We start from the raw sequence: 12,654 nt of genomic DNA, 5'->3' as shown, positions 1-12,654 counted from the left end.
GTAAATCTATTGCACAATATAGCATCATTACAGCCCCTCCTTGTTGACTAAGATTCATTAAGAATAACCCACCAATGGTGGGTTATTCGAGGGGCTGGCTAGATGATTATCAGGCATGAATAAATGAGTTATTTTTCTTTTTCTTCTACTTCCCCGCTGTTTTCTGAACGGTCTTTGCTACTTCCCTCATCATCAGCTTCCTCTTTCTTGTCCTTTTCCTTATTTTTGTCAAGGTATCCTAGTTCTTCAAGTATTGCGGCTATTAGCACGGGGTCACACATGGGAATGCATTAATTAATAGTATACCTCCGTGAGGTCATGACCTCCCGGAGGGCCTAACGCTCATATAGCCATAGATTTTTTGGAACACTGCGGCTCTTCAACGATGGGCCATTATATTTGTTCTCGGAGTGTTACCGACATCGCCTCTGGGTGGTGGGAGGGTCCGGCCATAATAGGTCTAGATCAGTATCCCATCCTCGAAGCACTAAATCAAATCAGATCCAGAACGCCTTTTGATTGGTTCGAGAGTCACACAGTATCGGCCATCCGCTGGAATGGCTTGTTAGGTACCGTTCTTTTCCATTTGTAAAAACGACACTTCAGAAATATTGGCCTGTTCTTTTGCATGTTCAATGGTCATGCTTACAAGATTACCCTTTCCATCTAAGTCAATATAAAGGTTCTCTGATATTTCCCTCGTCTCCACAACTGGTTCGTTTGAAAATTCAATTAGTGCCGTATCTGTATCTGCAAAATACCGAATTTTCATTTTCCTTCCTCCTTAAAGCTTCGATCAAAAAAAGCATTATGGATAGTTTCACCGTCTTCCAAAAGGATCACTCTAAGATATTTGCCCATTTCTTCGATATAACTCCATTTCCTTATCCTTCCATCAGTTTGAACTTCTGTTTTTAAAGGATTATTGATAGTTTTCAATATCCATTCTTCCTTGATGATCGCCCTATCTGGACGTTGTCTAACGAATAAAAAGTATCGTGTATACTTCACAATCGCGTTGTATCATTTTTCCCTGTCTAACGCCGAACCCACGCCGTACTTTAGCGCAGTCGATTGTAGCGAGTTGTCAGGGTATCAGGATTCCTGATTAACATTATCTGGCAATAAAATTATTGCCTTTCTTCTCAATTTGCAACAGTGGAAGAAGAATCTCACGCCAATCATCTATCGAGCCGTTCACACCGTTGACTTCAAGTCCTTCATCATCATAGTATATTGTCAACTTCTCATCGCAACAACCGCATTTCAAAAGGTATCGTGGCATTTTCTTCCCTAAGCCCCTTTTATGGTAAACCCTGATTTGAGGATAACCATCGGGCCTTATGTAATAAAAGCGATTGATTCTTTTTTGTACGTTCATGTAACACCACTCCTTTTAATATAAGAACTAAATTAAGGGACACACTTACTAGCTCAGTAATTTTGTCACGCCTTGGAATTTATCAAATGGTGTTTCATAGTTCAATACACCATACCTGCTGTGACCCTCCTTTTTCTACTTTTAGCTTACCTAGTTTTGAAAAGTGAAAAGTTATAACTCGGGGCCAGGCATGCAAATTGACAATTGCTGACACGATGCATGATCCACGATGCAGGACACAGGGTACAGGATGCAGAATACAGGATTCATGATCCAGGATGCACGATGCAGGATACAGGATGATGAGTTAAATAGAAGAGCCATTTCCCTCGAAATAACGATTAAACAGCTTCTTCTAGCCGCTGCTCGTTTTGTATAATAATTCTTGGATTCGGATTCCTCGGTGGGACAGGAAGCCCTTGCTCTTTTAAAAGGTTTATGTGTTCCTTGATCCCCCATCTTGCTTTATAAAGACAATCCTCGATAGAGTGTCCAATACCAGTAAAGCCCTCTAAATCCGGAGAATAAAATCCAAAATAATCCGGCTCTTCCGTTGCTTCAATTGTTAAAGAATATTCTATATCAAGCATCCTTTTACTCCTCAAATATCGTCACTTCTTTTTTACGCCAGCCGCTTTTAATATTGCGTTGCATGTTCCTGTTGGAACTTCCTTTGAGCCATGGTAATCTACGCGTATCAACCTCTCCCAACCGGCTTTACCATAATATCTGATAGAACCTTTCTCCTTTACAACCTTAAATCCATTCCTTTCTAAAAGTCTAACTAGTTCATTAAATTTCAATTAGGCAATCCGCTTACCAAGATTATAACTATCTTCAATATAAAAGTCATATGACAACCGACTATTTTATCGATGAGGGAACTAGGCGTTAGATGCCTATTATGCATATGGATGAAGCGAAAGACAGGCTAAGACTACAACTGTCCATTCTTCCTGGGCTTAAGAAAATAGCTAGAAAAGAGATTGTTACACTTAACACTAATTATCGACCCTTCGACCCTTCGATGAAACTCCGAGAGCTCCCTGTATTAAAGGAGAGGTGATAGAGGCTTGGGGTCAGGCTTTGTTTATTTGCTTATTGTAGTTATTTTGATAATTTCACTTTTTGACGCACATCCTTTCCGCTAGCCTCTCTTTGCACCCCATCCGTATCCTTTGATTAGCTCTGTCTTCGGCTTGGCCCTTCGACTCAGGATGAACGGACGAAGGCTCACTACTCAGGACGCCACGATGAACAGATTGTCGCTCGATAAGTCTGTTTTCATTTCCTCTTCTTGACCTGAAATTTGGTTTTTTGTATTCTGAGTATTAATTAGGTTGAGTAATGATTTGCGGTATAACACCCCATTTGGGATACTATGTTCCATATTTGCTGGCTAATTAATATATGGTATGGGCGCCAGGGGTACACGTGAACTGGTTAGAAGAATTTCGCACAGTTAATCTGATTGTCGAGTCGTCTGCTGAAACGCGCGGAGTGGATGCGTTTGCGCTCTCTTTAATCAAAGCTGAAAGGCAAATCCGCCGGCTCGTCACACATCTCATCTACCAGTTTCCCTGCTTTGGTCCCAGTGATATTGTTCGGTTACGTGAGACACTAGGTAGCAACAGGCACGTGTACTTCGAGGGGTTCGTTCATGGCTTTGATGCTCTTTACCCTCGGAGCATCAAGGAACTGATCGGGGCAGAGCACGATCGGCTACGCGGACGCCTAGCCGAGGCAATTAACAACAGAAACAAAATCTTTCACGGGCAGCTTACTTCCCGCTATCTTACTCGCGAAGACCTTCTCGACTATGTGAACGACATTCGTTTATGGTGTCGAACACTTGCCGAAGGTGCATTGGCGGAGTTCGGGTATGACGGCTTTGCAAGAAACTCATTTCAGAAGTCTCAGGTTCCTGAGCTTTACAAGCGCTTCAAAGTTCAGCAACTCAGCGTCGATACTTATGCTGATTTCATCAGGCAACATATGCAGCGACAGTAACAGGAGTCTAGAATGCGCATAGTGATCATCGGGTGGGGTTCAGTGATATGGGATCCACGAGACCTACCGCGAGAAGGAATTTGGCAAAGCGAAGGTCCTAGACTGCCCATTGAGTTTTCACGCGTCTCGCGAGGGCGCCGTCTCACTGGCATTATTGATTATGAGCATGGAACGGACGTCGAGACTAAGTATGTCATCAGCCCCCGGGTAGACATCGATGATGCCATCGAGGATCTTCGCGTTCGAGAAGACACAGTAAAAAAGCACATCGGCTTCGTCGATAACAAGCATAATATCGCCTCCGACACGGCACACTCAAATGATCGGAGGACTTGCGAGACTGTGAAAAGATGGCTCGCAAAGACAGACTTTTTAGGCGCTGTATGGACCGCCTTACGTTCAAATTTCAGAGAGGAAACTGGACGAGACTTTTCTGTCGAACACGGCGTGGAGTACATACGTAATCTTCCGACAACAGCACGGCAGCAGGCTCTAAAGTACATACGAAATGCGCCGACAGAAGTTGACACTCCTCTGCGACGTAAACTCTTGGAACTACGAATGCTTGAGAAGTGTTCTTGAAAAGACGCACCACATTTTTCTTGAATGCTTTCCAGAGATAACTTTGCCGATGGGGAGGCAAGAAGTGTTTTATTCTGTTTTCCATTTCCCCTTATTGACCCGAAATCAGGTCTTTTGTATTCTGAGTACTAGTTGGATTGACCAATCATTTGTAGTATGGCATCCATTATTGGATATGACGCTGCATTTTTGGTGTTTGATTAATAAAACCTAATACATTATAGATTGCCTCTACTATACAGATAGCTTTATCAGCGATAAGAAAACATTATCTAAAGGGGCATAAAGACTAAAATCGGCTCAGGAATGGGCTGATTTGCTCAGCTAACCCCTCGACTTCGAATGGGGCACCAAAGGGGCATAACGCGTACGGTTCTACGCTTTGGGACGCCTACGAAGGCCAAAAGTCTATGATCGCGCTGGCCAATAGCGGCATAACAATCGCGTCAACTCGGACTGGCAAAAGCTACACCGCTTCGCTATGCAGCTTTTGGCGGCCAGTTACACGAAACGTTAGCAAGTGGCAAAGAGGATGAACGATGGAACAAAAAATAAGGTTCTTCGAAATATCACAAATGCTATCAAAAAAGGGTGAAGCTGTATCGTTTGAGTACCTCCGACCTGATGCTCAGGCAACCAGACACAACGCTGTTTAACCTTTCGAAATAATGAACAAAGGAGAGTTATGTCTTTTTCAGGGATTATTGTCGCTTCACCCGTGATCTCCATCTTTTCCGATTGAGTAAGGTAGGGTCGCTACAATTGGTAAAACCAACTAGAAATAAAGAATATCCTTCCTCGAGAGATCGATTAATTGCCATCATTGTAATCCTTGTAATGCCCGTTTCATATATGATTTGGACTTTTACTGGCGGTGATCCAAAAGGACAATGGGTACTCGTAACCCATGTAACCGATGGTGATACGATTGGAGTAGGTCGAGGTTGGAGGTACGAAAAAGTACGCCTTATTGGCGTCGATACTCCTGAAACTGTTCATCCAGAAAAACCCGTAGAAATTTTTGGTCCCGAGGCCTCAGAATTTACCAAGAGGCAATTAAAAGGGGAAAAGGTACGTCTTGAATTTGAGCCTTCTATCGACTATGATGACTATGGCCGTCTACTTGCCTATGTATTCCTTGAGGATGGTCCCCTTTTCAACGCGGAACTTATCAAGCAAGGATATGCTCGGGTCATCGCCCCTTCCCCATTCCATCGCTATGAAGAGTTTCGCCTTTATCAGACAGAAGCGAGGGTAGAGGGACTGGGTCTTTGGGCTGGAAAGGATATTTGTAAAGAGATCATTGGCAACAGGCGGTCGAAGATATATCGTCTCCCTGGTGATGCTGGGTGTGGCCGGATTAAGCAAGAAAACCAGGTCTTCTTTGATGCGGAAGAGGAAGCAAAAAAGGCAGGATATAGACGAACGAAGAGGTAAGGTTTCCTAAAAAAATAAATGTAATATTTGATGGAATGGTAATTTTGCCTAACATATGATGGAAAAGGTAAACCTCAATTCTATTAAATCTGTCTGTGGCAAGCTTCTTTTACATCAGTAACATTATCCACTGCCTAATTCACACGTTAGCTGGTAAAATATAAAAATGCATAGATAAAGGGGTCTTTTGTTGATATATTCTCATTTCTCATCTATGCGCTCATCAAACAACCCGACTAAGAAGAATTTAATACCCAAGGACTTTTCACCATGTTATCAACGATAAGGTAACACCTCAGAATATAATCCTAAGGTTGTGATGAATTTAGCTAAGTGTGAATGCGATCTCACATTAAAAGAGGTAGCTGATTGGTTTGAAGAAGGTAGTTACGGTGTATTGGGATGAGCTTGTCATGAAGCGCGGGAGAAGATAGAGTCATATAAAAGGTTTCGCAAGATGGTGAAATATACTCAGGATAAAATTAGTTGACACAAGACTCAGTGTTTTTTCTCTCTGGGCAGGCATTTAGCACCCCCATCTTCATCCTCCCCCTGAGATGGGGAGGAAAAATTAAGTAGGAACGGCTTCCAGCCGCGATTGTTTCGCGCCAGGGATGGCGCTCCTACGATGGTTTTATTCCAACTCCTCGTGCATCCAGCCGTTTGATTCACCGACACCGATAACATTTAAAACTTTATTGACATATCCCTGAACAAGGTCGTCTACAGTTTTTATCCGAAGATAATGAGGTGGACTGATTGGCATTATAACAGCACCTTCACGCGAAAGCTTAAGCGCATTCTCAAGGGCAATTGAGCTAAGAGGTGTTTCTCTAATAGATAGAATAAGCCCCCTCCTCTCCTTGAGTGCTACATGGGCAACTCTTGTTATAAGGGTGTCTGCAATACCATGGGCAATTTTACCCATTGTAGAAACTGAACAGGGAATAATAACAAGGGAGTCAAAGTAATTACTTCCAGATGAGAATGGTGCCCCCAGGTCCCAATCATCGAATGACTTTTTCGCCCATTGGCTGAGTTCCTCGACCTTAAGACCTAATTCCTCATGTAAGACCCTTTTACCCCATTTGCTTGCTATGAGAAACTTTTCGTCGGGGCATCTCCTGAGAAAATCTACGCCATATACTACCCCTGAAGCCCCTGTAATTCCCACGATAGTTCGCATTTCAAGGTAAGTATATCCCAGAGATGACAAAAATGAAAACAAAAAGCCCTACTAGGATGTTGATTTTAAAAAAAGCCAAGTCCACATTTGACGATTTTTTATATTCCCATAACAGAAGAAGCCCTGATACAAACAAAAACGGCAACGCATACAGGGTATTGAATCTATATAAATAAAGAATTACGAGCACAATAAATGCAAGAAAATGCAATAAAGCCGAGATCGATAATGCCCGTTTCGTACCAAAAACCGAAACAAAAGAGAAGACACCGCTTTCTCTATCAAATTCCTCATCTAATGTTGCGTAGATTATGTCAAACCCGGAAACCCAAAATAGTGTAAACAGGGAGAGTAGAATCGGTGACAACAAATCTTTAATTGAACAGGTAACAGCTACCCACCCTCCAAGGGGCGCAAGCGCAAGGCCCAACCCCACCCCAAAGTGACAAAGGTACGTAAATCTCTTCATGTATGGATATGACATAAAAACGATTAGTGGGATAGGTGAGAGATATAGAACAAGATCGCAAATAAAATAAGCAGAAATAATGTATATTAACATTCCCACAAAAGTAACCGCTAAAGCACCTCTAAGCGTAATCATGCCTGAGGGTAGTTCCCTGCCTGCAGTTCTAGGGTTTCTTCTATCAATTTCTCGGTCAATGATTCTGTTTAGGCCGAGTGCCGCGGTCCTCGCTCCAATACCCGCAAGAAGAATTAGTATTAGTATATTCAATTTGGGTACACCACTAGCAGCCAAAAAAGCCCCTGACAATATCAAAGGAAGTGAAAAAAGGGTATGCTCAACCTGTATAAAATTACCGTATGATTTCAGCCGATCCATGGAAGACGGGATTTTACCCGATTTGGGTTATTTATTAAGAATACGGTCTGTATTTATCCTACACAGCTACATAGATAAAAACCTGAAATTTGCCTACATCATAAATTTGGTCACCCAACTGTCAGGCTTGCACCCCACCTTCACCTCTCCAAGCGTGGGCGATGAGCTACGGCCTTCTCCATTTATGCGGAAGAGTGAGGTAACAGCATGTAGATTAATGCCGCGTTACCTATTAGTCCTTTTTTCTTCACATAAATCATGAGGTTTAAATGGTTGTATAATTTATTGTCATCAATTCAATTTACCCTAAAAAAGACTAGTCAATCCAGTTATCCCTTCCCCCTTAATTAAAGGGGGAAGGGTAGGATGGGGGTTGAGTAAATATGATGCGTAGACATGACTACAATTAGAGCACAAGCATTAAGAAAAAATCCTACAGACGCAGAAAGAAAATTATGGGCCCATCTTCGACTTCTCCAGCTAGGTGGATATAAGTTCAGAAGACAACACTCTTTAGGACCTTATATCGTCGACTTCATTTGTATTGAGAAAAAATTGATAATTGAAGTTGACGGTGGACAACACGACGATAACAAGTTTTATGATTCGAAACGTGATAAGTGGTTGGAGAACAAAGGCTTTAGAGTATTGAGATTCTGGAATAATGAGGTCTTGACATATATTGAGAATGTAAAGGAAGTCATAGCTGGCGAATTAGGCTTGGAATAATCTTGACCCCCATCTTAGTCTTCCCCCGTCGCGGGGGAAGAGAACGTCCCCCTGGTCGTGACCATCGTGATGGAGTTCTCTGCGATCTTGTCCTTTATTAACACCAGCTCAATATACATAAGAATGATTCGAATCAAGAAAATTATTCCTTCGGCCTTCGATGAAGTGGGAATGTTCGGATAGGTGATGATTATCGATGAGTCATACATACACTTATAACAAGGATATGGTAACAAACACAGTTTATGGTGCGATCCTACAAAAGGAGATGACATTCAAAATCTTAGCCAGCCAAAAGCAACTCCCAAACTAAATGTTATATTATGTTCCTACATGTGATTATATAAAACCCAACAAGGAGAAATACAATGAGCGACGATAGATATGAACGGGGGCTTAAAAACTTCAAAGAAATCACCGGTGATACAGGAGAGCAATTTATCCAGAAATTGAATGAAATCTCACCCGACTTTTCTCGATACCTAATCGAATATCCCTTTGGAGACGTCTATGACCGACCCGGATTGGACGTTAAGACCAGGGAGCTCGTCACACTGTCAGCTCTTGCTGCGCTCGGATATGCAGAACCGGAAGTAAAGGCACATATCAAGGTTGCACTCAACACAGGGACTACGCGCGAGGAAATAATAGAAGTTTTTATTCAAATATCTGTCTATGCCGGCTTTCCAGCTGCGATCAATGCACTCCTTGCCGCAAAAGAAGTATTTAACGAATTGGATGAAAACAAATAAATTCTAGTCGTGTTTGATATTTTGCCTATAACTCAAGCACATATTCGACCGACATTAATTAAATGTGCCAACACATAACCAGTACGTCCTTCGACATGGTGAGGACGAACGGTTCGGGAAAGATTTATAGTCACATGAATGATAAGTCCAAATTATAGTACACATAACACTAATTTGGTGTCGATTAGATGCCGAAAATTACAGACGTATCTTCACTAGGGGTATGTAATGCAATTATTTACTGGCTTTCTTTTCCTTTTTCTCAAAGCTGACCTTCAGGACCCCATCCTCAAAACGGGCATCCCCAACTTCAAGCCTGGCAAGGAAATTTGGCAGGAAAACATTACGCCGTTGGTTCTCGATCTGGATCGTAAGCTCATCACCCGTCTGAAAAAGGTTGATTTTCTCCTTGGATACAAATGGGAGTTTCAAATGCAGCTGATAGGCGCCTTTCTCCTTTACTATATTGTACGGCTTCCCAGTAAAGAAGATCTTCGTCGGATCTATACCATCGAATAATGTCTCACCAAATCTCTCAAGCGAACTTACTCCCATTACCTCTCTTGAAAACATTGGCGCCTCGAAGCGGGGCAGCGGACTGAAAAGTTCTTCAATCTCTTCCCTGTACCCCCGCTGATATTTTTTCCATTCTTCGAAAAATGGATCGCTTACATCTAGCGGCATAGACCTGTTTACTATTACAGCATCGGTAGGGTATCCGTATAAATTGAGGTACGTAAATGCCCTTTGGGTCTCCTTAATCACCATCTTTTCTAAATTCAGTACGAGCCTGATTGACGTCACCTTGGGATCGGAAAACACCTTATGTATAGCGTCTAATCGATCGAACAGATCTTCCACAGCATCATATGTATGATCCTCTGGTAGTGGCATATTACTTACAACCTTAACCGCGGGCCGAATTACCTTAACAAGCTTCCTTTCAATAGGAAATATCTTCACTATCCACCACCTTGCGACGTCGGGCAATGATAGTAACCGAAGTGTCTCTCCAGTGGGAGCACTATCTACGATAATCACTTCATATGAGTCATCTTTGAAGTGACTGTGAACCCAGAGAAAGCATGACACCTCTTCCATTCCGGGGAGAACGCTAAACTCCTCAGCTAAGATGTCATCTACCTTCATCCAATTGAATAAGGAATGCAGATACTTTGTTAAGCTCCCCCAGTATTTTTCAACTGAGTAATAAACATCGATCTCCTGCGCATATAAGTTAGGCATAATCCTTTTTGGCTCGGGTCCCAGCTCGATGTCAAAAGCATCTCTTAGGCTATGAGCAGCATCTGTAGAAATTACAAGTGTTTTGTAACCCCGTTTTGACGATTGAATTGCCGTCGCCGCGGCCGTGGTTGTTTTTCCAACCCCGCCTTTTCCCGTGTACAAAATTATTCTCTTCATTCAATATTATCCATTACATTTAGCATTAAACGATAAAGACATTATTCTACCCTTTTTATCACCCTGTAAGAAATTTTTAAGCGATGATTATTAGGACTGATGGGGGCATCGGTCCCTACATTTTCATGAAACCTTGATGTACTTTGGTTAAACGAAACCGTTCGTACTGAGCTCGTCGAAGTACGTACCTCAGATTAGATAAATTTTAATCATCCTTCGACAGGCTCAGATGATCGGATACCCTCAAAAGTCTAATACAAGTGAGAGTTTCCAGCAATTTCACTGCCTCGGGATGTGACCCTTCAGTCCTAAACCTAACCAAAAGGATCAAAAGTAATGATCCCCAAAATTCATTCTTCAATAATCGCAACCGGTCTTGCCCAACCTGCGCTACCACCTATTACCTTCATCGGGAAACAAGCTACTTTAAATCCATACGATGGCAACTGATCTAGGTTGGTGAGTTTTTCGATCTGGCAATATTCCCTCTCAATCCCTGCAAAATGTGCCCCCCATAAAACACTGCTGTCCCCCGTTTTCTTGAACTCCTCTACCATAGCCCAAAATGGTCTGTCCCAGCCTGCGGAGTCAGTCCCCATAACCTTTACTCCCTGGTTACATAGCCAGAGGGTCGATCCCCTTCCCAAACCAGGGAACTGAGACCAGTACTCCATGGTGCCCCATAATTTGTCAGCCCCCGTCATAACAAGGACTATATCGTAGGGCCTTATTTCATATGGAATTTTCATGAGCGCCTCTTCAAGGTCAGATACATCTATTAACTCACCTGGGCCTTTGTGTCTCATGTCTACTACAACACCATCACCGTAAAACCATTCAACCGGAATCTCATCAATAGTTTTCGCCTTTCTTCCCTCGGATGTTGGATGGTAGTGCCAGGGGGCGTCGATGTGCGTGCCGACATGCGTTCCGAGTGTTACATAATCATTGGCCCACCCCAAACCATCTGGAAGATCCTCTCTACTACAAGCGAACCTTTTCATCAAATATTCAGCGGTATCCGCGTGATTTTCGTGCTGTATTTCCAAACGCTGGTGCTCGGGCCCGGGGGCAGGCTCAATTTTTATGCTAAGGTCAATAAGTTTTCTTTTTTCAGACATTGGAGAGAAGATTGACTCATCCAGTTTCAAATTTTAGATAGCCTAGAGTTGAGAGGTACAATGAGCACATTTTGTAGCTCTTATTGGAATTGCAGATAAGCAGTAGGTACACTCCTTTGTCGTTGGCTCGGCTGGCGGTGCCTCTTGCTCACGTTTAAGTCTATTTATACCACGAACAAGCAGATAAACAGCGAAGGCAACGATGGTAAAACTGATAATTGTATTTATAAACTTACCATAAAAAATTGCAACGGCCCCTGCCTTTTCAGCATCTGCGAGTGAAGGATATGGACCAGCAGGCGTTCCATCCTTAAGAACCGCAAACAGGTTCGAAAAATCAACATTTCCCAAAAGGAGCCCAATTGGCGGCATGATTACATCATTGACCAGTGACGTGACAATGGTTCCAAAAGCAGCACCAATTATTATGCCGACAGCCATGTCCACAACATTTCCCTTAATGGCAAATTCTTTAAAATCTTCTAACATTTCGACACCTCCTTTAGTGTTGCTTTATTAAGCCCTTCGGATTTAATTTGAGCTTCGATCCTTCTTAATAACATTTAAGAAATAGCAGCTTAAGTATTGTATTTAAAACATTCCGAATAAAAAGATCAAGTAACAATGCATATTAAAAAAGCTAGCATAATAAATCTAACTTCTTAATACTAATTAAAACAATTTATTTTGTATAATCTTTAAAAAGCTAGTTATAAATCTGCAAGGTGACCTTATCGTTACCGGACTTGGGATAAGAGGTTTTCAATCTGTTCTACGGCATTAGCTACCCCTTTCTCAGCCCGTATTTTTTCACTCAGTTCGGTGGCATTCACCTGAATTTCGGTGTTGTTAACCGCGATATTGATTGAGGTTGCTAACCGTTCAGCACTTAACTCTTTAAATGGTATCGGTTTAGGACCCACACCCAGCTCCGACACCCTTCTCCCCCAAAAGGGCTGATCAACAAAGAATGGGACTACCACCGAAGGTTTTCCCGCCCTTAGCACTGAGGCCGTCGTTCCTGCACCTCCATGATGAACCACTGCAGCCATTCTCGGAAATAGCCAACTGTGCGGAGCCGAATCGATTTCAATAACACTGTCAGGCAAACCTACGCCACCGAGACATCCCCAACCATTTAATAAAACCCCTCTTTGGTTTGAAAGTTCTAATGCCTTTAATACCGTTTC

The 12,654-nt window shown here is 42.5% G+C and carries 18 protein-coding genes; 6 read left to right on the top strand and 12 right to left on the bottom strand.

The features are described 5' to 3' along the window. Positions 1-128 precede the first annotated feature (128 nt). From VGA95_13510 to VGA95_13485, 6 genes are all read right to left on the bottom strand, one after another. Entirely contained in the window at positions 129-269 is a 141-nt protein-coding gene (locus VGA95_13510) for a hypothetical protein (GenBank protein HEX9667559.1), read from the bottom strand. Positions 270-565: 296 nt separating this feature from the next. Then, positions 566-772 carry a DUF2283 domain-containing protein gene (locus VGA95_13505; protein ID HEX9667558.1) on the bottom strand — a complete coding sequence of 69 codons (207 nt, stop codon included), beginning with the start codon at positions 770-772 and terminating at the stop codon, positions 566-568. After that, positions 769-1,011 carry a hypothetical protein gene (locus tag VGA95_13500; GenBank protein HEX9667557.1) on the bottom strand — a complete coding sequence of 81 codons (243 nt, stop codon included), beginning with the start codon at positions 1,009-1,011 and terminating at the stop codon, positions 769-771. Before VGA95_13500 ends, VGA95_13505 begins: the two co-directional genes overlap by 4 nt. 103 nt (positions 1,012-1,114) lie before the next feature. Continuing rightward, the gene (locus VGA95_13495; protein ID HEX9667556.1) at positions 1,115-1,381 is read right to left on the bottom strand and encodes a hypothetical protein; all 267 of its coding nucleotides are present in this window, start codon (positions 1,379-1,381) and stop codon (positions 1,115-1,117) included. 341 nt (positions 1,382-1,722) lie between these two features. Then, positions 1,723-1,971, bottom strand: coding sequence for a type II toxin-antitoxin system HicB family antitoxin (locus VGA95_13490; GenBank protein ID HEX9667555.1), 249 nt, complete (start codon positions 1,969-1,971; stop codon positions 1,723-1,725). A gap of 21 nt (positions 1,972-1,992) precedes the next feature. Then, positions 1,993-2,184 carry a type II toxin-antitoxin system HicA family toxin gene (locus VGA95_13485; protein HEX9667554.1) on the bottom strand — a complete coding sequence of 64 codons (192 nt, stop codon included), beginning with the start codon at positions 2,182-2,184 and terminating at the stop codon, positions 1,993-1,995. Positions 2,185-2,276: 92 nt separating this feature from the next. On the opposite strand from VGA95_13485, the gene VGA95_13480 reads away from it, so the two are divergent. The 4 genes from VGA95_13480 (at position 2,277) to VGA95_13465 (ending at position 5,410) form a co-directional block, all read left to right on the top strand. Then, a complete protein-coding gene (locus VGA95_13480) occupies positions 2,277-2,447 on the top strand; it encodes a hypothetical protein (protein HEX9667553.1) in 171 nt (56 codons plus the stop codon). A gap of 368 nt (positions 2,448-2,815) precedes the next feature. Then, positions 2,816-3,391 (top strand): hypothetical protein, encoded by a 576-nt coding sequence (locus VGA95_13475; protein ID HEX9667552.1) that lies wholly within the window; start codon positions 2,816-2,818, stop codon positions 3,389-3,391. 12 nt (positions 3,392-3,403) lie between these two features. Continuing rightward, positions 3,404-3,973, top strand: coding sequence for a hypothetical protein (locus VGA95_13470; GenBank protein ID HEX9667551.1), 570 nt, complete (start codon positions 3,404-3,406; stop codon positions 3,971-3,973). Positions 3,974-4,735: 762 nt separating this feature from the next. Further along, entirely contained in the window at positions 4,736-5,410 is a 675-nt protein-coding gene (locus VGA95_13465; protein HEX9667550.1) for a thermonuclease family protein, read from the top strand. Between the two features lie 634 nt (positions 5,411-6,044). Here VGA95_13465 and VGA95_13460 read toward each other — a convergent pair. Next, positions 6,045-6,596, bottom strand: coding sequence for a UbiX family flavin prenyltransferase (locus tag VGA95_13460; GenBank protein ID HEX9667549.1), 552 nt, complete (start codon positions 6,594-6,596; stop codon positions 6,045-6,047). 1 nt (position 6,597) lies between these two features. Then, complete coding sequence (locus VGA95_13455) at positions 6,598-7,440, bottom strand: UbiA-like polyprenyltransferase (protein ID HEX9667548.1); 843 nt, start codon at positions 7,438-7,440, stop codon at positions 6,598-6,600. 396 nt (positions 7,441-7,836) lie between these two features. Between VGA95_13455 and VGA95_13450 the strand changes: the two genes are divergently transcribed. Further along, a complete protein-coding gene (locus VGA95_13450; protein HEX9667547.1) occupies positions 7,837-8,169 on the top strand; it encodes an endonuclease domain-containing protein in 333 nt (110 codons plus the stop codon). A 368-nt stretch (positions 8,170-8,537) separates the two neighbouring features. After that, entirely contained in the window at positions 8,538-8,921 is a 384-nt protein-coding gene (locus tag VGA95_13445; GenBank protein ID HEX9667546.1) for a carboxymuconolactone decarboxylase family protein, read from the top strand. Positions 8,922-9,155: 234 nt separating this feature from the next. On the opposite strand, the gene VGA95_13440 is transcribed toward VGA95_13445, so the two are convergent. From VGA95_13440 to VGA95_13425, 4 genes are all read right to left on the bottom strand, one after another. Then, positions 9,156-10,343, bottom strand: a complete 1,188-nt coding sequence (locus VGA95_13440; protein HEX9667545.1) for an ArsA family ATPase — start codon at positions 10,341-10,343, stop codon at positions 9,156-9,158. 350 nt (positions 10,344-10,693) lie between these two features. Beyond that, positions 10,694-11,464, bottom strand: a complete 771-nt coding sequence (locus VGA95_13435; GenBank protein ID HEX9667544.1) for a cyclase family protein — start codon at positions 11,462-11,464, stop codon at positions 10,694-10,696. Positions 11,465-11,506: 42 nt separating this feature from the next. Next, positions 11,507-11,953 carry a large conductance mechanosensitive channel protein MscL gene (mscL, locus tag VGA95_13430; protein HEX9667543.1) on the bottom strand — a complete coding sequence of 149 codons (447 nt, stop codon included), beginning with the start codon at positions 11,951-11,953 and terminating at the stop codon, positions 11,507-11,509. A gap of 248 nt (positions 11,954-12,201) precedes the next feature. Continuing rightward, positions 12,202-12,654 (bottom strand): glycosyltransferase (locus VGA95_13425; protein HEX9667542.1); only part of this gene is annotated, 453 nt, incomplete at its 5' end.

Source organism: Thermodesulfobacteriota bacterium, assembly GCA_036397855.1.
Taxonomy (GTDB): domain Bacteria; phylum Desulfobacterota_D; class UBA1144; order Nemesobacterales; family CSP1-2; genus DASWID01.
This window is presented reverse-complemented; position numbering and strand designations above follow the sequence as displayed.